Raw genomic sequence first — 21,403 nt, 5'->3', positions numbered from 1 at the left:
AAAGCCGCCGACTTCTGGTCAGTGGTCCTGAGGGGTGGCGCGCAATCCCAACACTCGACAACGTGGCGACAATCGAGCACGAGGGTGGAAACCGGACGACGGAGAGCCGCGCGGGCGTCCCGCCCCGGCCCCCCTCGCACGAAGGGGTCTGGCGGTTCACCGCTCCCGCCGTCGATGTCTCCGTACCGCAGGCCAGGCGTGCGGTACGGGATCTGCTGAAACGTCAAGGCGTGCCCGTGGACGACGATGTCGCCCACGCGCTGCTGCTGATCGTCTCGGAACTGGTGACCAACGCCGTACGGCACGCGGCCCTGCTGTCACCCGAACTCGCGGTGGAGGTCGCGCTCGGGGCGGAGTGGGTCCGGGTGTCGGTCGAGGACGCGCACCCGTACCGGCCCAAGGCGCTGGAGGCCGACCACGGCCGGACGGGCGGGCGCGGGCTGCTGCTGGTGCGGGAGGTCACGCGGGAGGCGGGCGGGGAGTGCGACGTGGAGCACACCGCGAGCGGCGGAAAGATCATCTGGGCCGCGCTGCCGCTGAGACCCGCGGCACCCGCGAGACCGCCCGCACCACCGCCACCCGCCGTACCGCTCCCACCGCCCGCACCTCTCCCGCCCGGCGCACCGCTCCCACCGGTGGTGGCGCTCCCGCCCGTCGTGCGGACCGAGCGGCCGGTACCGGCCGGACCCCCGGGAGCCGAGGGACCGGCCGGACCGGACGGACCGACCGTCACCAGCCCCCGGTCTCCCCTGTCAGCTCCTTGACCGCAGGGCGCGCCGCGTCCAGCACCGTCATGAACCAGGCGGAGAACGACCCCGCCGCGTGGCGCTCGCTCAGCTCACGCGCCGTCACGTACGCCGTCTCCTCCACCTCCGCCGGATCCGGCCGCAGCGGAGCCTGCACCATCCCGACGAAGAGATGGTTGTACTCCTGCTCGACCAGCCCCGACTCGGGGTCCGGGTGGTTGTAGCGGACCGTGCCCGCCTCGGCGAGCAGCGACGGCGACACCCCGAGCTCCTCGTGGACGCGCCGGGCGGCCGCCGCGAACGGCGCCTCACCCGGGTACGGGTGCCCGCAACAGGTGTTCGACCAGACGCCGGGGGAGTGGTACTTCCCCAGCGCCCGGCGCTGGATCAGCAGCCGCCCCTCCTCGTCGAAGAGGAACACCGAGAACGCCCGGTGCAGCTGCCCGGGTGCCTGGTGGGCGGCCAGCTTCTCCGCGGTGCCGATGGTGGTGCCGTTCTCGTCGACCAGTTCGAGCATGATCGACGGCGCGGTCCCGTTCGACGAGCTGTTCGCCGCGGTGGCTGGTGTGGTCGGCATAACCATCCTTCGCTTCGGTTCTCGGCCCTGTGGGCACGGCCCAGTCTGCCGTACAAAAGCCGCTTGTCGGTACACGACGACGCGCGCCCGTAATGTCGGATCAGACGCCGAACGCGCGCGGATAGTGGATCGTGCCCGGCGCCACCTTTCGGGAACCGTCCAGGTCGAGCGCCATCATGGCGTCGTCCGGCACGTCGAAGGACGGCCGGATCCCGTACCGCGAGGCCGGCGTGAAACCGAACCTCGGGTAGTACTCCGGATGACCGAGTACCAGCACCAGCCGCTCGCCGGCCAGCCGGGCCGCGTCCAGGACCGCGCGTACCACCGCCTGCCCGGCACCCTGCCGCTGGTACGCCGGCGCCACCGCGACCGGCGCCAGGGCCGCGGCCGGTACGTCCCCCACCCGGCACCGGGTGATCAGCGCGTACGCGGCGACCGAGCCGCCCGGCGCCTCGGCCACGTACGACAGGTCCGGCAGCCAGGCGGAGGGGTCCTCGCGCAGCCGGTCCACCAGCTCCGCCTCCGCCTCCCCGGCGAACGCGGAGGCGTTGACGGCCCGTACGGCGGCGAGGTCCGCGACCGTCTCGGGCCGCGTACGCCACCGGGGGTCGGTGGGCCGCAGGACGTAACCGGTGTAGCCGTACTCCGCGCCGTGCTCGCGGCGCATCGCGATCTCCTCGCGGGTCGCGGCGAGCGCCTCGGCCATGCCGGGCACGGCCGGGTCGGCGGCGTCGGCCCGCTCGCCGAGCGGCCCGTAGTACTCGTCCCAGTCGCTCTCGGGCTGCCGGTAGGTGCCGACCACGTGATAGCCGGCGCCGACCGCCGCCGCCACGTTCTCCGCGGTGGTGCGCAGCGCGTAGTGCCGGTCCCAGAAGGCCCGTGCCGCCGGGCTCGGGTCGGCGGTCGTCCACTCGCACTCGGTGACCACCAGCGTCCCGCCGGTGGGGGTCCCCCCATGCCGCGAGGCGGAGGGGGAGAGGAGTCGGCGCCAGGAGCGCAGCGCCCGGTCGAAGCCGATCGAGTACGCCGAGCTCTCGGCCCACACCAGGTCGAACGAGCCGTCGGGGTGGGGTGGCCGGCCCATGTCGGCCCGCACGGTGGTGACGGCGTCACCGAGCCCGCGGGCGCCGGCGGCCTGCCGCAGCTCGGCCAGGAACGGCTCGTGCAGGTCGACGGCCGTCACGTCCGCGCCGGCCTCCGCGGCGAGCAGCAGCGCGGACCGGCCGGGGCCGCAGCCCAGGTCGAGCACGCGCGGCCGCCCGGGCAGCGGACCCGCGAGGGTCGCGAGCGACAGCAGCCGGCGGGTGGTGTCGTCGGAACCGGGGCCCTGCCGCGGCAGACCGTGGTGCAGGGCGAAGAAGGCGTCGTACAGAGCGTTGTCGGACAACGTGGGTGACCCTTTGGTGTGAGCGGGTCCCGGCCGACGGTGAATCGGGTCAGCCGAGAACCCGGAAGGCGAAGTCGATGCTGGACCGGGTGCTGCACGGGGCAGCCGTCACCGCGACGGTCATCGACCTCAGCTCCTCTCACAGGCACGGCACACGTCGAACGACGTTGCGGGGCAACCCTAGCAGCGGTCAGTGACAGAGCCGCTCGTGCGCGGCATGCCCGCTCGGCTCCAGCTGGAACGTGCAGTGCTCGACGTCGAAGTGGTCGCCCAGGCAGCCCTGGAGCTCGTGCAGCAGCTTCTCGTGCCCCACCGAGTCGAGCGCCTCCTGGTGCACCACCACGTGCGCCGACAGCACCGGCATCCCGGACGTGATGGTCCACGCGTGGAGGTCGTGCACGTCCTGCACGCCCGGCAGGGCGAGTATGTGGGCCCGTACCTCCGTCATGTCCACGCCCTTGGGGGCCGCCTCCAGCAGCACGTCGAGCGTCTCCCGCAGCAGCTTCAGCGTGCGCGGGACGATCATCAGGCCGATCACCAGGGACGCGATCGGGTCGGCCGCCTGCCAGCCGGTGGCCACGATGATCCCGGCCGCGATCAGCACCGTCACCGAGCCGAGGGCGTCCGCCAGTACCTCCAGGTACGCGCCGCGCACGTTGAGGCTCTCCCGCTGTCCCCGCACGAGCAGGGAGAGCGAGACCATGTTGGCGACCAGGCCGAACAGCGCGAAGGCGATCGCCACGCCGCCCTTGGTCTCGGCCGGCGTGATGAAGCGCTGCACCGCCTCGAACAGCAGGTAGCCGCCCACGCCGAGCAGCAGCAGGCAGTTGGCGAGCGCGGCCAGGATCTCGGCCCGCGCGAAGCCGAACGTACGCCGCTGATCGGCCGGGCGGCCCGCGAAGTGGATGGCCAGCAGCGCCATGGCGAGCCCGACGGCGTCGGTCGCCATGTGCGCGGCGTCGGCGATCAGCGCCAGCGAGTCGGCGACGACACCGCCGACGATCTCGGCCACCATGACCGCGAGGGTGATCGTGAGCGCGATCCGCAGCCGCCCCCGGTACGCGGCGGCCGCGGTCCCCGTCGGCGGCGGACCGCCATGCCCGTGCCCGTGATCGTGCCCTGCCCCCATCGCCACGCCTCCCACTGATCGACGACAACGGCCAGTGAACTACGGGTGGGGGGTATCCGCAAGCCGGTACTGAACACCGTTGTCATATGCCTTGACCTGCGGTTATGTCCCCTGGTCAGGCGGTGCGGCGATCAGTGCGAGGCGGCGGTCAGCGCGACGGGACAGCCGCTCGCGCCCCGGGGTGGCGCAGGCACCAGCCCTCCCACGCCGACTCGACCATCTCGCGCACCCCGAGGGAGGCGCTCCAGCCGAGCTCCTCGGCGATCCGGTCCACCGACGCGACCGCCTTCGCCGCGTCGCCCGGCCGCCGCGCCTCCACCACCGGCTCCAGACCGTGGCCGGTGACCTCCGCCACGAGATCGGCCAGCTGCCGCACGGACACGCCCTCCCCCCGGCCGACGTTCAGGGTCAGGTCGCCCTTCCGCCCGTCCAGGTGCCGCGCCACGGCGAGGTGGGCGTCGGCGACGTCGGCGACATGGATGTAGTCGCGGACGCAGGTGCCGTCCGGTGTCGGGTAGTCGTCCCCGAAGATCCGGGGAGCCTCGCCCCGGGTGATCCGGTCGAAGAACATCGGAACGATGTTGAACACGCCCGTGTCCGCCAGCTCCGGCCGTACGGCCCCGGCCACGTTGAAGTAGCGCAGGCACGCGGTCGCCATGCCGTGCGCCCGGCCGGTCGCCCGGACCAGCCACTCACCGGCGAGCTTGGTCTCGCCGTACGGATTGATCGGCACCGCCGGGGTGTCCTCGTCGATCAGCTCCACGTCCGGTACGCCGTAGACGGCGGCCGAGGACGAGAAGAGGAACCGCTCGACACCGGCGGCCACCACGGCCTCCAGCAGCACGGTCAGCCCGTGGACGTTCTCCCGGTAGTAGCGCAGCGGCTGCTCGACCGACTCCCCGACCTGCTTCTTCGCCGCGAGGTGCACCACACCGGTCACCCCGTGACCGGCCAGGGTCCGGTCCACCAGCTCCCGGTCGGCCAGCGAACCGCGGACCAGGGGAACGCCGTCCGGCAGCCGCTCCGGGACGCCCGACGAGACGTCGTCGAGGACGACGACCCGCTCGCCCGCCTCGGTCATCGCCCGGGCCACATGAGCGCCGATATATCCCGTACCGCCTGTGATCATCCACGTCATGACGGCCAGCCTAAGCGGTCGCCCGCCCGTGGTTTGTGGGGCGAGGGGCCCATCGACCATGATGATCGCGTCCCGGCGGACGGCCGCCGGGTGCCGGTAAACCTCGATGAACTCGCTCCTCCGTTCATCCGATAGCCTCTGCCGACGTGCCGCCGCCCGCGACGGGCCGAGCCGCCGTGCACCAGCCCTGATCAGCTCCAAGGAGTGAGTTCGTCTGTCGACCGCCATCCTCACCGGTCCTCCGGTACCCGGATCGCCGCTCGAGGGCGATCTGCGGTCGCTGGGCTTCGACGTCCGGACCGCCGCCGACGAGCGGGAGACCGCCGCGTTGCTCGCCGCCGTCCCGGCCGCGGAGCGCGTCGCGGTCGTCGACCCGCGCTTCATGGGGCACGTCCACGCGCTGCGCCTGGCCCTGACGGACCCCCGCTTCCCGGCCGCCGCGGCCCCCGGCGCCCTCACGGCCCAGCCGGAGGCCCGCCCCGCGCTGGCCCGCGCGCTGGCCTCCGCGACGCCCGCCACCCCGGCCCCGCACGCCGCCCCGGCCACCGCAGGCACACCTGCCCCCGCGGACGCCGCCCCGGACGACGGCGCGGCCACCCCCACGACGGCGCCCGCCCACCCGGGCGCCGGACGGCCCCGCACCCTGCCCGACCGCCTCGCCGACGCGCTGGCGGCCGGCGGGGTCCAGGTGCACCGGCCCGACCTCGGATCCCTGGTCGCCGCCGTACCCGCCGACCCGCAGAGCCGCAAGGAGACACGGGACGCCGTCGAGGCCGTCGACGACGAGGCCGTGCGCCTCCGCTCCGCCGTGAAGGCGCGCGACGGCTTCTTCACCACCTTCTTCATCAGCCCGTACTCGCGCTACATCGCCCGCTGGTGCGCCCGCCGGGGCCTCACCCCGAACCAGGTCACCACCGCCTCCCTGCTCACCGCGCTCGTCGCGGCCGGGTGCGCGGCGACCGGCACCCGCGGCGGGTACGTCGCTGCCGGGCTGCTGCTCCTCCTCTCCTTCGTCCTGGACTGCACCGACGGGCAGCTCGCCCGCTACTCGCTGCAGTACTCGACGATGGGCGCCTGGCTGGACGCGACGTTCGACCGGGCCAAGGAGTACGCCTACTACGCGGGCCTCGCCCTCGGCGCCGCTCGCGGCGGGGACGACGTATGGGCCCTCGCCCTCGGCGCGATGGTCCTGCAGACCTGCCGCCACGTCGTGGACTTCTCCTTCAACGAGGCCAACCACGACGCCACCGCGAACACCAGCCCCACCGCGGCCCTCTCCGACAAACTCGACGCCCGGGGCTGGACGGTCTGGGTGCGCCGGATGATAGTCCTGCCCATCGGCGAACGCTGGGCCATGATCGCCGTCCTGACGGCGGTCACCACCCCTCGCGTCGTCTTCTGGGCCCTGCTGATCGGCTGCGCCTTCGCCGCCTGCTACACCACCGCCGGCCGCCTCCTGCGGTCGCTGACCCGCAAGGCCCGCCGCACCGACCGGGCCGCCGGCGCCCTGGCCGACCTCGCCGACTCCGGCCCGCTCGCCCGGGCCGCCGCCGCGCTGTTCCGGAAGGCGCCCCGCACGTTCCCGGCCCCCACCGCGCTGCTCGGCGCCGCCGCCGTCGTCGCCACCGCCGCCCTCGCCCCGCTCGACGGCCCGTGGCCGGCGCTCGCCGCCCTCGGCTACGCGCTGACGTCCGGCATCGCCGTCGCCCGCCCGCTCAAGGGCTCCCTCGACTGGCTGGTCCCGCCCGTCCTCCGGGCCGCCGAGTACCTCACGATCCTGGTCCTGGCCGCCCGCTCGGACGCCCCCCAGGCGCTGCCCGCCGCATTCGGCCTGGTAGCGGCCGTCGCCTACCATCACTACGACACGGTCTACCGCATCCGCGGCGGCACCGGCGCGCCGCCCGCGTGGCTGGTGCGGACGATCGGCGGCCACGAGGGCCGCACGCTGGTGGTGGCGGCCCTCGCCGCGGTCCTGGCGACCGGGAGCCACTTCACCGTCGCGCTCACCGCCCTCGCGGTGGCCGTCGCGCTGGTCGTGCTCGTGGAGTCCATCCGCTTCTGGGTGTCCTCCGGAGCACCCGCAGTACATGACGAAGGAGAACCCGCATGATCGGCCTCGTACTCGCAGCCGGTGCCGGACGGCGTCTGCGCCCCTACACCGACACGCTCCCGAAGGCCCTCGTGCCGGTCGACGGCGAGAAGACGGTCCTCGACCTGACCCTCGCCAACTTCGCCGCCGTCGGACTCACCGAGGCCGCCGTCGTCGTCGGCTACCGCAAGGAAGCGGTGTACGCCCGCAAGGACGAGCTGGAGGCCCGCTACGGCCTGAAGCTCACCCTGATCGACAACGACAAGGCCGAGGAGTGGAACAACGCCTACTCCCTGTGGTGCGCCCGTGAGGTCCTGAAGCAGGGCGTCATCCTCGCCAACGGCGACACCGTGCACCCGGTGTCCGTCGAGGAGACCCTGCTCGCCGCCCGGGGCGAGGGCAGGCGGATCGTCCTCGCCCTCGACACGGTCAAGAGCCTCGCCGACGAGGAGATGAAGGTCATCACCGCCGACGGCCAGGGCGTGCGCCGGATCACCAAGCTGATGGACCCCGCCGGCGCCACCGGCGAGTACATCGGCGTCACCCTCATCGAGCCCGAGGCCGCCGAGGCCCTCGCGGACGCGCTGAAGGCCACCTTCGAGCGCGACCCGGACCTGTACTACGAGGACGGCTACCAGGAGCTCGTGAACCGCGGCTTCCAGATCGACGTGGCGCCCATCGGCGACGTCAAGTGGGTCGAGATCGACAACCACGACGACCTCGCGAAGGGCCGTGAGATCGCGTGCCTGTACTGACCCGGCTCATCCCCTCGCCGGTCGTCGTCGACATCAGCTGCGGGGCGATGGACGACCTGGCCGGTCTCCTCGCCGACCAGCGGATCTCCGCCTCCGGCAAGCTCGCCGTGGCGATCAGCAACGGCTCGGGCCGAGCGCTGCGCGAGAAGCTCGCGCCGCTGCTGCCCGACGCCGACTGGTACGCGGTCGAGGACGGCAGCATCGACTCCGCCGTGCGCCTCGCCGACGCCATCAAGGGCAAGCGGTACGACGCCGTGGTCGGCCTCGGCGGCGGCAAGATCATCGACGTGGCGAAGTACGCCGCGGCGCGGGTCGGCGTGCCCATGGTCTCGGTCGCGACCAACCTGTCGCACGACGGTATCTGCTCACCGGTCTCCACCCTCGACAACGACAACGGCCGCGGCTCCTACGGCGTCCCCTCGCCGATCGCCATGGTCATCGACCTCGATGTGATCCGGGAGGCCCCGGCGCGGTTCGTCCGCTCCGGCATCGGCGACGCGATCTCCAACATCTCGGCCATCGCCGACTGGGAGCTCTCCCACCGGCACACCGGCGAGCAGGTCGACGGCCTGGCCGCCGCCATGGCCCGCACCGCGGGCGAGGCGGTGCTGCGCCATCCCGGAACCGTCGCGGACGACGAGTTCCTCATCGTGCTGGCCGAGGCCCTCGTCCTGACCGGCATCGCCATGTCGATCAGCGGTGACACCCGGCCCGCGTCGGGTGCCTGCCACGAGATCTCCCACGCCTTCGACCTGCTCCACCCGGCGCGCTCCGCGCTCCACGGCGAGCAGGTCGGTCTCGGTGCCGCCTTCGCGATGCACCTGCGCGGCGCCCGCGAGGAGTCGGGGCTCTTCGCCGAAACCCTGCGCAGGCACGACCTGCCGGTGCTGCCCGAGGAGATCGGGTTCTCCCCGGAGGAGTTCGTCGGAGCCGTGGAGTACGCACCGCAGACCCGCCCCGGGCGCTTCACCATCCTCGAGCACCTCGACCTGTCCACCGACCAGATCAGGGACGCGTACGCCGACTATGCCAAGACCATCCGTAGCTGAACTCCGCCCGGTCGTCCATCCGGCGGGAGTGAAGGACCGTCGCAGCGGCGAACACTGGGGCGGCCGCCTCTACATGCGCGAGATCTCGCTGCGCATCACCCGTCTCCTGGTCACCACGCGGGTCACCCCCAACCAGCTCACGTACGTGATGACCGTCGCGGGCGTCCTCGCCGCCCCGGCCCTGCTGATCCCGGGCATCCCCGGCGCGCTGCTCGGCGCGCTCATGGTCCAGCTGTACCTGCTGCTCGACTGCGTCGACGGCGAGGTCGCCCGCTGGAAGAAGCAGTTCTCGCTCGGCGGGGTCTACCTGGACCGGGTGGGCGCCTACCTGTGCGACGCGGCCGTGCTCGTCGGTTTCGGCCTGCGCGCCGCCGACCTGTGGGGCGGCGGCCGGATCGACTGGCTGTGGGCCTTCCTCGGCACCCTCGCCGCGCTGGGCGCCATCCTGATCAAGGCCGAGACCGACCTGGTCGGCGTCGCCCGCCACCAGGGCGGCCTGCCGCCGGTCAAGGAATCGGCCGCCGAGCCGCGCTCGTCCGGCATGGCGCTGGCGCGCAGGGCCGCCGCGGCGCTGAAGTTCCACCGGCTCGTCCTCGGCATCGAGGCCTCGCTGCTCATCGTCGTCCTGGCGGTCCTGGACACGGTCCGCGACGACCTGTTCTTCTCCCGCCTGGGCGTCGCCGTGCTGGCCGGCATCGCGCTGCTCCAGACGGTGCTGCACCTGGTGTCGATCCTCGTCTCCAGCAGGCTGAGGTGAGCGGCATGAGACTCGGCGCCGTCATCATCACCATGGGCAACCGCCCGGACGACCTCCGGGCGCTCATCGAGTCGGTCCGCAAGCAGGACGGCGACCCGGTCGAGGTCGTCGTCGTCGGCAACGGCGCCCCGGTCACGGGCGTCCCCGACGGCGTGCGCACCATCGACCTCCCGGAGAACCTGGGCATCCCCGGCGGCCGTAACGTCGGCATCGAGGCTTTCGGTCCCGGCGGCACCGACGTGGACGCCCTGCTGTTCCTCGACGACGACGGTCTGCTGCCCGACACCGACACCGCCGAGCTGGTCCGCCAGGCGTTCACGGCCGACCCCGAGCTGGGCATCATCAGCTTCCGGATCGCCGACCCGGACACCGGCGTCACCCAGCGCCGGCACGTGCCGCGACTGCGTGCCTCCGACCCGATGCGCTCGTCGCGGGTGACGACCTTCCTCGGTGGTGCCAACGCCGTCCGCACGAAGGTGTTCGCCGAGGTCGGCGGGCTGCCGGACGAGTTCTTCTACGCGCACGAGGAGACCGATCTGGCCTGGCGGGCGCTCGACGCCGGCTGGATGATCGACTACCGCGCGGACATGGTGCTCTTCCACCCGACGACCGCCCCCTCCCGGCACGCCGTCTACCACCGCATGATCGCCCGCAACCGGGTCTGGCTGGCCCGCCGGAACCTGCCCGCGCCCCTGGTGCCGGTGTATCTCGGCGTCTGGCTGCTGCTCACGCTGGCGCGGCGCCCGTCGGTGCCGGCGCTCAGGGCCTGGTTCGGCGGGTTCAAGGAGGGCTGGGCGTCCCCGTGCGGGCCGCGCCGGCCCATGAGGTGGCGTACGGTGTGGCGCCTGACGAGACTGGGCCGCCCACCCGTCATCTGACAAGCTCGGAATCTGACAAGCTCGTCACCGACAGCACGTCGCCGACGGGCTCGTCACCGACCAGCACGGGGCAACCGGGGCCCGGCCGCCACCTGACCCGCCCGCCCCATCTGCCGCGCATCTCGGACACGAAAGTTTCAACCTGTGAGTGAGACAACCCATGACGGAGCGATCGCCGTGACCGCCCCGCCATCCGCGGACGCGGGCCTGTCCCCGGCGGAACTGGCCGCCAAGTACGGCCTGTCGGTCAGCGGTGCCCGGCCCGGTCTGGCCGAGTACGTCCGGCAGCTGTGGGGGCGCCGTCACTTCATCCTGGCCTTCTCCCAGGCGAAGCTCACGGCCCAGTACAGCCAGGCCAAGCTCGGCCAGCTCTGGCAGGTGGCGACGCCGCTGCTCAACGCCGCGGTCTACTTCCTCATCTTCGGCCTGATCCTGAACGCCGGCCGGGGCATGGAGAAGGAGGTCTACATCCCGTTCCTGGTGACGGGTGTCTTCGTGTTCATGTTCACGCAGACGTCCGTCATGTCCGGCGTGCGGGCGATCTCCGGCAACCTCGGCCTGGTCCGGGCGCTGCACTTCCCGCGCGCCTCCCTGCCCATCTCCTTCGCCTTGCAGCAGCTCCAGCAGTTGCTGTTCTCGATGATCGTGCTGTTCGTCATCGCGGCGGCGTTCGGCAGCTACCCCTCGCTCGCCTGGCTGCTGATCGTCCCGGCGCTGGCGCTGCAGTTCCTCTTCAACGTGGGCCTGTCGCTGATCATGGCCAGGCTCGGCAGCAAGACCCCCGACCTCGCGCAGCTGATGCCGTTCGTCATGCGCACCTGGATGTACGGCTCGGGCGTCATGTTCTCGATCCCGATCATGCTCAAGGACAAGCCGGCCTGGATCGCCGACGTACTGATGTACAACCCGGCGGCCATCTACATGGACCTCATCCGGTTCGCGCTGATCGACGGGTACGGCACGGAGAACCTGCCCTCCCACGTCTGGGTGGCCGCCCTGCTGTGGGCCGTCCTGGTCGGTGCCGCCGGCTTCGTGTACTTCTGGAAGGCAGAGGAGCGGTACGGCCGTGGCTGAGCACACCGAGGACGTGACCGCGACCGCCGCGGCCGACGGCGCGCGGATCCCCACCGTCATCGCCGACGACGTGCACATCGTGTACCGGGTCAACGGCGGCGGGGGCGGCAAGGGCAGCGCCACCGCCGCGCTCAGCCGGATACTCCGCCGCGACAAGGCCGAGTCCCGCGGCGTACGCAAGGTCCACGCGGTGCGCGGGGTGTCCTTCACCGCGTACCGGGGCGAGGCCATCGGCCTGATCGGCACCAACGGCTCCGGCAAGTCGACCCTGCTGCGTGCCATCGCCGGCCTGCTGCCCACCGAGAAGGGCAAGGTCTACACCGACGGCCAGCCCTCGCTGCTGGGCGTCAACGCGGCCCTGATGGGCGACCTGACCGGTGAGCGCAACGTGATCCTCGGCGGACTGGCCATGGGCATGTCGCGCGAGGAGGTCCGCGAGCGCTACCAGGACATCGTCGACTTCTCCGGCATCAACGAGAAGGGCGACTTCATCACCCTTCCCATGCGGACGTACTCCTCCGGCATGGGCGCCCGCCTCCGGTTCGCCATCGCCGCCGCGAAGAACCACGACGTCCTGATGATCGACGAGGCGCTCGCCACCGGCGACCGCAAGTTCCAGATCCGTTCCGAGCAGCGCATCCGCGAGCTGCGCAAGGAGGCCGGCACGGTCTTCCTGGTCAGCCACAGCAACAAGTCGATCAGGGACACCTGCGACCGTGTGCTGTGGCTGGAGAAGGGCGAGCTGCTGATGGACGGCCCCACGGACGAGGTCCTGCGGGCGTACGAGAAGGAGACCGGCAGGTAGTCCGGCCGCGCGCGGTCGCCCAGGGCCCCTGCCGAGGCGTGTGGCGGGGGCCCTGGGGGATGTCTCGCCGATCATGCCGGCCTCTCGACGATCCGGCCCGATCGACAGGACACCCCCTGGCGGCGGCGCTGCCCGGCGGCGGGCACGCGCGGGTGGCCCCCTGCCACCGGATGCCATGTTTCGGTCAAGTGCCGTACCGAATGGGCCTGTTGAGGCCAAGTGCGTGACTGTTCCCGTGCGTGGGACACCCCGGCACGGTCCCGGACGTTGTACAACGTAAGCTGTACCGGTCCTGATTCGCGGCATGTGGGGCGATATTGTCCGGGCCCCCGCCGGGCCGGAGCGGTACCTCGCCGACCAGACCGGCGGCGTGTCCGAAATGGGATGTATTGGGTCGGCAGTGTAGAACGGGAGACGTGACGGCAATGACGGTGAATCCCCAGCCCCGCCTCCGCAAGGGTCCCGCCGTCCCCGTGCCGGGCAGTCCCCGGTGACAGACACCCGGCAGGTGCGCCCCGACGCCTCCTCGCGCACCACGCTCGGCAAGGCCGCCCACGAGAACTTCCCCGTGGCCCCCTTCTTCCTGCCCCGCGCCTGGCGCGACGACCTGATGGCCGTCTACGGCTACGCCCGGCTCGTCGACGACATCGGCGACGGCGACCTCGCCCCGGGCGGCGCCGACGCCCGCCTGCTGGGCGCCGACGGCGAGACGGACCGGCTCGCCCTCCTCGACGCCTTCGAGGTGGACCTGCGGCGCGTCTTCCACGGCACCCCCAACCACCCGCTGCTGCGCGCCCTGCGGCCCACCGTGCGGCGCCACGCGCTCACCCCCGAGCCGTTCCTCGGCCTGATCGAGGCCAACCGCCAGGACCAGTTGGTGCGACGCTACGAGACGTACGACGACCTCGTCGCCTACTGCGAGCTCTCCGCCAACCCCGTCGGCCGCCTCGTGCTGGACATCACCGGCACCACCAGCCCCGAGCGCCTCCGCCTCTCCGACGCGGTCTGCACCGCGCTCCAGATCGTCGAGCACCTCCAGGACGTCGCCGAGGACCTCGCCCACGACCGGATCTACCTCCCGGCCGAGGACATGAGACGGTTCCACGTCACCGAGGCCGACCTGGCCCGGCCCGCCGGCGGCGCCTCGGTGCGTGCCCTCATCGCCTACGAGGCCGACCGCGCCCGCCGGCTCCTCGACGACGGGACCCCCCTCGTGGGCAGCGTCCGCGGCCGGCTCCGGCTGCTCCTCGCCGGCTTCGTCGGCGGCGGCCACGCCGCCCTCGACGCGATCACGGCCGCCGGACACGACGTACTCCCCGGACCGCCCAGGGCCACCCGGCCGAACCTGATGCGCGCGGTGGGAACCGTGCTGCGCAGAGCGCGTGGAGAGGGGTGAGCGGCACAGTGGAAGGACAGACGGAGACGTCCGCGCCGGTGGCGGCCGCCTACGGCTACTGCGAGACCGTCACCGGACAGCAGGCCCGCAACTTCGCCTACGGCATCCGGCTGCTGCCGGCCGAGAAGCGGCAGGCGATGTCGGCGCTGTACGCGTTCTCCCGGCGGGTCGACGACATCGGCGACGGAACACTGGCCCCCGAGGCCAAGGCCGACCGGCTCGAAACCACCCGCGAGCTGCTCGAACGGATCCGCAAGGGCGCGGTCGACGAGGACGACACCGACCCGGTGGCCGTCGCCCTCGCCGACACCGCGCGCCGCTTCCCGCTGCCCCTCGGCGGCCTCGACGAACTCATCGACGGCGTCCTGATGGACGTGCGCGGCGAGACGTACGAGACGTGGGACGACCTCAAGGTGTACTGCCGGTGCGTCGCCGGCGCCATCGGCCGGCTCTCCCTCGCCATCTTCGGCACGACACCCGGCGCACCCGGCGCGGACCGCGCCCCCGAGTACGCCGACACGCTCGGCCTCGCCCTCCAGCTCACCAACATCCTCCGCGACGTCCGCGAGGACGCCGGCACCGGACGCACCTACCTGCCGGCCGACGACCTCGCCAAGTTCGGCTGCTCCGACGGGTTCCGCACCGCCACCCCACCCCCGGGCGCCGACTTCGCCGGGCTCGTCCACTACGAAGTGCGGCGCGCCCGCGCCCTGTTCGCCGAGGGCTACCGGCTGCTGCCCCTGCTCGACCGGCGCAGCGGCGCCTGCGTCGCCGCCATGGCCGGCATCTACCGCCGCCTCCTCGACCGCATCGAACGCGACCCCGAGGCCGTCCTGCGCGGCCGTGTGTCCCTCCCCGGCCACGAGAAGGCGTACGTCGCCGTACGCGGCCTGTCCGGCCTCGACGCCCGTACCGTCTCCCGGCAGCGGGTCGGGAGGCGCGCCTAGATGACCACCATGCCCGCGACCCGCCCCGCGAACCGGCACAATCGGCGCGCAACCCTCCGTCCCCACCCCGCGTCCCTGACCGTGACCACCCGACGGGAGACCGCATGAGCGACGAGCCGACACCGGTCCGCACCGCACCGCGCCACGCCGTGGTCGTCGGCGGCGGGCTCGCCGGCGTCACCGCCGCCCTGCGCCTGGCCGACTCCGGCCTGCGCGTCACACTCCTCGAAGGCCGGCCCCGCCTCGGCGGCCTCGCCTTCTCCTTCAAGCGCGGCGACCTCACCGTCGACAACGGCCAGCACGTGTACCTCCGCTGCTGCACCGCCTACCGCTGGTTCCTCGACCGGGTCGGGGGCGCCCACCTCGCCCCCCTCCAGGACCGCCTCGACGTCCCGGTCCTCGACGTCGCCCACCCGCGCGGCCCCCGCCTCGGCCGGCTGCGCCGCACCGCGCTGCCCGTGCCGCTCCACCTCGCCGCGAGCCTCGCCGGCTACCCGCACCTCTCGCTCGCCGAACGCGCGAGCGTCGGCCGCGCCGCCCTCGCCCTGGCGAAGCTCGACCCGGCCGACCCCGCCCTAGACGGCGTCGACTTCGCCACCTGGCTCGCCCGCCACGGCCAGTCGCCCCGCGCCGTCGAAGCCCTGTGGGACCTCATCGGCGTCGCCACCCTCAACGCCACCGCCCCGCACTCCTCCATGGGCCTGGCCGCCATGGTCTTCAAGACCGCCCTCCTCACCGACCCCGGCGCGGCCGACATCGGCTGGGCCCACGTCCCGCTCGGCGAGCTGCACGACACCCGCGCCCGCAAGGCGCTGGACGCCGCCGGCGTACGCACCGAACTGCGGGCCAAGGTCACGGCCGTGCTGCCCGGAGCCCACGGCCGCTGGATCGTGGACGTGCCCGGCGAGCGGCTGGAGGCCGACACCGTCGTCCTCGCCGTACCGCAGCGCGAGGCCCACGACCTGCTGCCGCACGGTGCGCTGGACGACCCCGGCAGGCTCCTCGACATCGGCACCGCCCCCATCCTCAACGTCCACGTCCTGTACGACCGCAGGGTGCTGCGCCGGCCGTTCTTCGCCGCGCTCGGCTCCCCGGTCCAATGGGTCTTCGACCGCACCGACGCCTCCGGATACACCGACGGCCAGTACCTGGCGCTGTCCCAGTCGGCCGCTTGGGACGAGATCGACGAGCCGGTCCCCGTACTCCGCGACCGCTACCTGCCCGAACTGGAACGGCTGCTGCCCGCGGCACGCGGCGCGAAGGTCCGGGACTTCTTCGTCACCCGGGAGCGGACGGCGACGTTCGCCCCCACCCCCGGCGTCGGCCGGCTGAGGCCCGGCGCCCGCACCCACGCCCCGGGCCTCCACCTGGCCGGCGCGTGGACCGCCACCGGCTGGCCCGCGACCATGGAGGGCGCGGTCCGCAGCGGCTTCACCGCCGCGGGCGCGGCCCTCTCGGCCCTCGGCCGCCCCCATGTACATCCGCTCGAGGAGGCGGCATGAGCCTGAGTACTGGAACCAGAGGAGAGACCGTGCCGACTGTGCCCCCGGTGAACCCGGTCGTCGACACCGCGGACGTCACCGCACTGCTGGAGCGTGGCCGGACCATGTCCACCCCGGTCCTGCGCACGGCCGTGCAGCGGCTCGCGCCGCCCATGGACACCGTCGCCGCCTACCACTTCGGCTGGATCGACGCCAACGGCCGGCCCGCCGACGGCGACAGCGGCAAGGCGGTACGCCCGGCCCTCGCCCTGCTGTCCGCCGAGGCGGCGGGCGCGGCGCCGGAGGTCGGCATCCCCGGCGCGGTCGCCGTGGAGCTCGTGCACAACTTCTCCCTGCTGCACGACGACCTCATGGACGGCGACGAGCAGCGCCGCCACCGCGACACCGTGTGGAAGGTCCACGGCCCCGCCCAGGCCATCCTCGTCGGCGACGCGCTGTTCGCGCTCGCCAACGAGCTGCTGCTGGAGCTCGGCACCGTGGACGCCGGCCGTGCCACCCGCCGGCTGACCACGGCCAGCCGCAGGCTGATCGACGGCCAGGCCCAGGACATCTCCTACGAGCACCGCGAGCGGGTCACCGTCGAGGAGTGCCTGGAGATGGAGGGCAACAAGACCGGCGCCCTGCTGGCCTGCGCCTGCTCCATCGGCGCCGTCCTCGGCGGCGCCGACGACCGCGTCGCCGACACCCTGGAGGCGTACGGCCACCACCTGGGCCTCGCCTTCCAGGCCGTCGACGACCTGCTCGGCATCTGGGGCGACCCGGACGCCACCGGCAAGCAGACCTGGAGCGACCTGCGCCAGCGCAAGAAGTCCCTGCCCGTCGTCGCGGCCCTCGCCGCCGGCGGGCCGGCCTCCGAGCGCCTCGGCGAACTGCTCACGGCCGACGCCAAGAACCCGGACCTGGACAGCTTCTCCGAGGAGGAGTTCGCCATGCGCGCCGCCCTCATCGAGGAGGCGGGCGGCCGGGAGTGGACCTCCGAGGAGGCCCGCCGGCAGCACGCCGTCGCGATCGAGGCACTGCACCGCGTCGACATGCCCGAACGGGTCCGCGCCCAGCTCACCGCACTCGCGGACTTCGTCGTCGTACGGAAGCGATGAGCGCCATCCGGACCCGCACCCGCACCATATGAATCGCTAGTCGCCGGCCGGTGCCCCGCACCGGCCGACGGCCCACCCGCACCGCAGGAAGCCAACTGCACGAAGGGGAAGCCATGACAGCGACGACCGGCGGAAGCACCGGGGCCCTGGAGCCCCGTGCGCCCTCGGCCACCGGGACCACCACCGGAACGACCACCACCACGACCACCGGCACCACAACGATCACCACTGCTCCGGCCACCGCCGCCAGCGGCACGGCGGACCTCGCCGCGCGGGCCGCCCAGCGCTCCATCGAGCACCTCCTCGCCCGGCAGGACGACGAGGGCTGGTGGAAGGGCGACCTCGAGACCAACGTGACCATGGACGCCGAGGACCTCCTGCTGCGGCAGTTCCTCGACGTACGGGACGAGGAGACCACCCGCGCCGCCGCCCTGCACATCCGCGGGCAGCAGCGCGACGACGGCACCTGGGCCACCTTCTACGGCGGGCCCGGCGAGCTGTCCGCCACCATCGAGGCGTACGTCGCGCTCCGCCTGGCCGGCGACGGGCCCGACGAGCCGCACATGGCCCGCGCCGCCGCCTGGATCAGGGAACGGGGCGGCATCGCCGCCGCCCGCGTCTTCACCCGCATCTGGCTGGCCCTGTTCGGCTGGTGGAAGTGGGACGACCTGCCCGTGGTACCGCCCGAGCTGGTCTTCCTGCCGAAGTGGTTCCCGCTGAACATCTACGCCTTCGGCTGCTGGGCCCGCCAGACGATCGTGCCCCTCACCGTCGTCTCCGCCAAGCGGCCCGTCCGCCCGGCGCCGTTCCGGCTCGACGAGCTGCACACCGACCCCCGGGTCCCCAACCCGCCCAGGTCACTCGCTCCGGCGAACACCTGGGAGGGCGCCTTCCAGCGGCTCGACAAGGTGCTGCACGCGTACCACCGGGTCGCCCCGCGCCGGCTGCGCGGGGCCGCGATGAACAGCGCGGCCCGCTGGATCATCGAGCGGCAGGAGAACGACGGCTGCTGGGGCGGCATCCAGCCGCCCGCCGTGTACTCGCTCATCGCCCTCCACCTGCTGGGCTACGACCTGGAACACCCGGTGATGCGCGCCGGGCTGGAGTCGCTCGACCGGTTCGCCGTACGGCGCGAGGGCGGCGCCCGCATGATCGAGGCCTGCCAGTCGCCCGTCTGGGACACCTGCTTGGCCGTCATCGCGCTGGCCGACGCCGGGGTGCGCCCCGACCACCCGGCGCTGGTCAAGGCCGCCGACTGGATGCTCGGCGAGGAGATCGTCCGCCCGGGCGACTGGGCCGTCCGCCGGCCCGGACTCGCCCCCGGCGGCTGGGCGTTCGAGTTCCACAACGACAACTACCCGGACATCGACGACACCGCCGAGGTCATCCTGGCCCTGCGCCGGGTCAGGCACCCGCACCCGGAGCAGGTCGAGGCGGCGGTACGGCGCGGCGCGAACTGGACCGCCGGAATGCAGTCGCGCGACGGGGCCTGGGGCGCCTTCGATGCCGACAACACCAGTCCCTTCCCCAACCGGCTGCCGTTCTGCGACTTCGGCGAGGTCATCGACCCGCCGTCCGCCGACGTCACCGCCCATGTGGTGGAGATGCTGGCCCACGAGGGCAAGGCCCACCACCCCCGCACCCGCCGGGGCGTCGCCTGGCTGCTGGCCGAACAGGAGCCATGCGGCGCCTGGTTCGGGCGCTGGGGCGTCAACTACGTCTACGGCACCGGCTCCGTGGTGCCCGCGCTGACCGCCGCCGGGTTGCCCACCTCGCACCCCGCCGTCCGGCGGGCCGTCGCCTGGCTGGTGTCCGTCCAGAACGCCGACGGCGGATGGGGCGAGGACCTGCGCTCCTACCGGGAGCGGGAGTGGATCGGCCAGGGCGCCTCCACCGCCTCGCAGACCGCGTGGGCGCTGCTGGCCCTGCTGGCGGGCGGCGAGCGGGAGTCCACGGCCGTGGAGCGGGGTGTCCGCTGGCTCGCCGAGACGCAGCGGGAGGACGGCTCCTGGGACGAACCGTTCTTCACCGGCACCGGCTTTCCCTGGGACTTCTCCATCAACTACCACCTGTACCGGCAGGTCTTCCCGCTCACCGCGCTCGGCCGGTACCTGCACGGCGAACCGGTGGTCGGCCGGCTCGGCAAGGGGGCCTGATGGCGGCCGGACCGGAGCCCTCCGGTTCTCCGCACGCCGCCGGTCCCGCCGGTCCCGCCGGTCCCGCCGGTTCCGCACCTGCCGCGCCGATGCTGATCGCCTGCGCGCTCGGCATCGAGCAGCTCGCGCTGCGCAGCGGCCGGCGCCGCCACGGCGGCGCGTCGCCCGGTCCGGTGACGGTGATCCGTACGGGCATGGGGCCGGCGAACGCCCAGCGGGCGGTGACCCGCGCCCTCGAGGGCGCCGGGCTGCGCGGCGCCGCGGTCGTCGCGTCCGGCTTCTGCGCCGGGCTGGAGCCGGGCATGCACCCCGGTGACCTGGTCGTCGCCGACGAGACCCGGGGCCCCGGCGGGTCCACCCTCTGCACGGGCACCGAGCTGCTGGTCGAGGCGCTGGCGCGGGCCGTGCCCGGGCGTACGGTCCACACCGGTCCGCTGAGCGGCTCCGACCACGTCGTCCGCGGCCGGGAGCGGGCCCAGCTTCGCGGCACCGGGGCGATCGCGGTCGACATGGAGTCCGCCGCCACCCTGCGCAGCGCGCTGAGCACGGGCGTCCGGTCCCGGCCCGTTGCGGCCGTACGGGTGGTCGTGGACGCTCCCGAGCACGAGCTCGTCCGCATTGGCACGGTACGCGGGGGAATATCGGCCTTTCGCATTCTTCGTTCGGTATTGCCAGCCTTCTTTGACTGGCACCGTTCTTTGCTGCTCCCCAGGAGGTGAGCCAGATGGCCATGCCGCTTCGCCAAACCATCCGGGTCGGGACGTATCTCTTCGAACAGAAGATGCGCAAGCGGAAGAAGTTCCCGCTCATCGTCGAACTGGAGCCGCTCTACGCCTGCAACCTCGCCTGCGAGGGCTGCGGGAAGATCCAGCACCCGGCGGGGGTGCTCAAGCAGCGCATGCCGGTCGCCCAGGCGGTCGGAGCGGTGCTGGAATCCGGTGCGCCGATGGTGTCCATCGCGGGTGGCGAGCCGCTGATGCACCCGCAGATCGACGAGATCGTCCGGCAGCTGGTGGCCAAGAGGAAGTACGTCTTCCTCTGCACCAACGCCCTGCTGCTGCGCAAGAAGATCGAGAAGTTCACGCCCTCGCCGTACTTCGCCTTCGCCGTGCACATCGACGGCCTGCGCGAACGGCACGACGAGTCGGTCGCCAAGGAAGGCGTGTTCGACGAGGCGGTGGCGGCCATCAAGGATGCCCAGCGGCGCGGCTTCCGGGTCACCACCAACTCCACCTTCTTCAATACCGACACCCCGCAGACCGTCATCGAGGTGCTCAACTTCCTCAACGACGACCTGAAGGTCGACGAGATGATGATCTCGCCCGCGTACGCCTACGAGAAGGCGCCCGACCAGGAGCACTTCCTGGGCGTCGAGCAGACCCGCGAGCTGTTCAGGAAGGCCTTCGCCGGGGGTAACCGGCGGCGCTGGCGGCTGAACCACTCCCCGCTCTTCCTGGACTTCCTGGAGGGCAGGGCGGACTTCGCCTGCACCGCGTGGGCGATCCCCAACTACTCGCTCTTCGGCTGGCAGCGCCCCTGCTACCTGATGGCCGACGGCTACGTCCCGACGTACAAGCAGCTGATCGAGGAGACCGACTGGGACAAGTACGGCCGGGGCAAGGACCCGCGCTGCGCCAACTGCATGGCGCACTGCGGCTACGAGCCGACCGCCGTCCTCGCCACCATGGGTTCGCTGAAGGAGTCCCTGCGCGCCCTCCGCGAGACGGTCTCCGGAAGCGGGGGATGAGGTGATGCCGGAACCCGTGGGCCTCGGGCTGCCGGCGCTGCCGCCCCGGCCGATCGCCGTACGCCGCGCCTCCCGGTGCATCCAGGTCGGCTCGGTGGCCGTGGGCGGGGACGCGCCCGTGTCGGTGCAGTCGATGACCACGACGCGGACGTCGGACATCGGTGCCACGCTTCA

19 protein-coding genes and 1 pseudogene are annotated in these 21,403 nt (G+C 72.8%); 16 read left to right on the top strand and 4 right to left on the bottom strand.

Annotation, left to right across the window (positions count from 1 at the left end):
- Positions 1-62 precede the first annotated feature (62 nt).
- Positions 63-548: pseudogene (locus AC07DW_RS10720) on the top strand (ATP-binding protein); the annotation flags it as partial.
- A gap of 181 nt (positions 549-729) precedes the next feature.
- On the opposite strand, the gene idi reads toward AC07DW_RS10720, so the two are convergent.
- From idi to galE, 4 genes are all read right to left on the bottom strand, one after another.
- A complete protein-coding gene (idi, locus tag AC07DW_RS10715; protein ID WP_478857283.1) occupies positions 730-1,323 on the bottom strand; it encodes an isopentenyl-diphosphate Delta-isomerase in 594 nt (197 codons plus the stop codon).
- Between the two features lie 100 nt (positions 1,324-1,423).
- Entirely contained in the window at positions 1,424-2,710 is a 1,287-nt protein-coding gene (locus tag AC07DW_RS10710) for a GNAT family N-acetyltransferase (protein ID WP_478857282.1), read from the bottom strand.
- A gap of 190 nt (positions 2,711-2,900) precedes the next feature.
- A complete protein-coding gene (locus AC07DW_RS10705) occupies positions 2,901-3,839 on the bottom strand; it encodes a cation diffusion facilitator family transporter (RefSeq protein ID WP_478857281.1) in 939 nt (312 codons plus the stop codon).
- 148 nt (positions 3,840-3,987) lie between these two features.
- Entirely contained in the window at positions 3,988-4,977 is a 990-nt protein-coding gene (gene galE / locus AC07DW_RS10700; protein WP_478857280.1) for a UDP-glucose 4-epimerase GalE, read from the bottom strand.
- A gap of 214 nt (positions 4,978-5,191) precedes the next feature.
- Here galE and AC07DW_RS10695 point away from each other — a divergent pair, with 214 nt between their 5' ends.
- The 15 genes from AC07DW_RS10695 to AC07DW_RS10625 form a co-directional block, all read left to right on the top strand.
- Entirely contained in the window at positions 5,192-7,087 is a 1,896-nt protein-coding gene (locus AC07DW_RS10695; RefSeq protein ID WP_478857482.1) for a DUF5941 domain-containing protein, read from the top strand.
- Positions 7,084-7,821 (top strand): phosphocholine cytidylyltransferase family protein, encoded by a 738-nt coding sequence (locus AC07DW_RS10690; RefSeq protein WP_478857279.1) that lies wholly within the window; start codon positions 7,084-7,086, stop codon positions 7,819-7,821. Before AC07DW_RS10695 ends, AC07DW_RS10690 begins: the two co-directional genes overlap by 4 nt.
- The gene (locus AC07DW_RS10685) at positions 7,809-8,870 is read left to right on the top strand and encodes an iron-containing alcohol dehydrogenase family protein (protein ID WP_478857278.1); all 1,062 of its coding nucleotides are present in this window, start codon (positions 7,809-7,811) and stop codon (positions 8,868-8,870) included. The genes AC07DW_RS10690 and AC07DW_RS10685 overlap by 13 nt, the downstream gene beginning before the upstream one ends.
- On the top strand, positions 8,848-9,627 hold the full coding sequence (locus AC07DW_RS10680; protein WP_433111944.1) for a CDP-alcohol phosphatidyltransferase family protein: 780 nt from the start codon (positions 8,848-8,850) through the stop codon (positions 9,625-9,627). The genes AC07DW_RS10685 and AC07DW_RS10680 overlap by 23 nt, the downstream gene beginning before the upstream one ends.
- A 5-nt stretch (positions 9,628-9,632) precedes the next feature.
- Positions 9,633-10,505, top strand: a complete 873-nt coding sequence (locus tag AC07DW_RS10675; RefSeq protein ID WP_478857277.1) for a glycosyltransferase family 2 protein — start codon at positions 9,633-9,635, stop codon at positions 10,503-10,505.
- A gap of 144 nt (positions 10,506-10,649) precedes the next feature.
- The gene (locus tag AC07DW_RS10670; RefSeq protein WP_478857276.1) at positions 10,650-11,579 is read left to right on the top strand and encodes an ABC transporter permease; all 930 of its coding nucleotides are present in this window, start codon (positions 10,650-10,652) and stop codon (positions 11,577-11,579) included.
- Positions 11,572-12,384: an ABC transporter ATP-binding protein gene (locus tag AC07DW_RS10665; RefSeq protein WP_478857275.1), complete on the top strand. Its 813-nt coding sequence runs from the start codon at positions 11,572-11,574 to the stop codon at positions 12,382-12,384. The genes AC07DW_RS10670 and AC07DW_RS10665 overlap by 8 nt, the downstream gene beginning before the upstream one ends.
- A gap of 490 nt (positions 12,385-12,874) precedes the next feature.
- Complete coding sequence (gene hpnC, locus AC07DW_RS10660) at positions 12,875-13,780, top strand: squalene synthase HpnC (RefSeq protein ID WP_478857274.1); 906 nt, start codon at positions 12,875-12,877, stop codon at positions 13,778-13,780.
- Between the two features lie 8 nt (positions 13,781-13,788).
- Complete coding sequence (gene hpnD / locus AC07DW_RS10655; RefSeq protein ID WP_478857481.1) at positions 13,789-14,727, top strand: presqualene diphosphate synthase HpnD; 939 nt, start codon at positions 13,789-13,791, stop codon at positions 14,725-14,727.
- Between the two features lie 104 nt (positions 14,728-14,831).
- Positions 14,832-16,229 (top strand): hydroxysqualene dehydroxylase HpnE, encoded by a 1,398-nt coding sequence (gene hpnE, locus AC07DW_RS10650; RefSeq protein ID WP_478857273.1) that lies wholly within the window; start codon positions 14,832-14,834, stop codon positions 16,227-16,229.
- Complete coding sequence (locus AC07DW_RS10645; RefSeq protein ID WP_478857272.1) at positions 16,226-17,326, top strand: polyprenyl synthetase family protein; 1,101 nt, start codon at positions 16,226-16,228, stop codon at positions 17,324-17,326. Before hpnE ends, AC07DW_RS10645 begins: the two co-directional genes overlap by 4 nt.
- A 113-nt stretch (positions 17,327-17,439) precedes the next feature.
- Positions 17,440-19,482: a squalene--hopene cyclase gene (gene shc, locus AC07DW_RS10640; RefSeq protein ID WP_478857271.1), complete on the top strand. Its 2,043-nt coding sequence runs from the start codon at positions 17,440-17,442 to the stop codon at positions 19,480-19,482.
- A gap of 89 nt (positions 19,483-19,571) precedes the next feature.
- Complete coding sequence (locus AC07DW_RS10635) at positions 19,572-20,201, top strand: phosphorylase family protein (protein ID WP_478857480.1); 630 nt, start codon at positions 19,572-19,574, stop codon at positions 20,199-20,201.
- A gap of 5 nt (positions 20,202-20,206) precedes the next feature.
- On the top strand, positions 20,207-21,229 hold the full coding sequence (hpnH, locus tag AC07DW_RS10630; protein ID WP_478857270.1) for an adenosyl-hopene transferase HpnH: 1,023 nt from the start codon (positions 20,207-20,209) through the stop codon (positions 21,227-21,229).
- Positions 21,230-21,233: 4 nt separating this feature from the next.
- Positions 21,234-21,403: flavodoxin-dependent (E)-4-hydroxy-3-methylbut-2-enyl-diphosphate synthase (locus AC07DW_RS10625; protein WP_478857479.1), on the top strand; the 170-nt coding region annotated here is incomplete at its 3' end.

The organism is Streptomyces sp. NPDC045701 (assembly GCF_056432045.1).
The sequence above is the reverse complement of the archived record's forward strand: the minus strand, read 5'-3'. Positions and strand labels throughout refer to the sequence as shown.

Coding starts and splice junctions, on each gene's coding strand:
- idi (WP_478857283.1), bottom strand. CDS start 1,323: ATGCCGACCACACCAGCCACCGCGGCGAACAGCTCGTCGAACGGGACC.
- AC07DW_RS10645 (WP_478857272.1), top strand. CDS start 16,226: ATGAGCCTGAGTACTGGAACCAGAGGAGAGACCGTGCCGACTGTGCCC.
- shc (WP_478857271.1), top strand. CDS start 17,440: ATGACAGCGACGACCGGCGGAAGCACCGGGGCCCTGGAGCCCCGTGCG.
- AC07DW_RS10675 (WP_478857277.1), top strand. CDS start 9,633: ATGAGACTCGGCGCCGTCATCATCACCATGGGCAACCGCCCGGACGAC.
- hpnE (WP_478857273.1), top strand. CDS start 14,832: ATGAGCGACGAGCCGACACCGGTCCGCACCGCACCGCGCCACGCCGTG.
- AC07DW_RS10635 (WP_478857480.1), top strand. CDS start 19,572: ATGCTGATCGCCTGCGCGCTCGGCATCGAGCAGCTCGCGCTGCGCAGC.
- AC07DW_RS10680 (WP_433111944.1), top strand. CDS start 8,848: ATGCCAAGACCATCCGTAGCTGAACTCCGCCCGGTCGTCCATCCGGCG.
- hpnH (WP_478857270.1), top strand. CDS start 20,207: ATGGCCATGCCGCTTCGCCAAACCATCCGGGTCGGGACGTATCTCTTC.
- AC07DW_RS10705 (WP_478857281.1), bottom strand. CDS start 3,839: ATGGGGGCAGGGCACGATCACGGGCACGGGCATGGCGGTCCGCCGCCG.
- galE (WP_478857280.1), bottom strand. CDS start 4,977: ATGACGTGGATGATCACAGGCGGTACGGGATATATCGGCGCTCATGTG.
- AC07DW_RS10690 (WP_478857279.1), top strand. CDS start 7,084: ATGATCGGCCTCGTACTCGCAGCCGGTGCCGGACGGCGTCTGCGCCCC.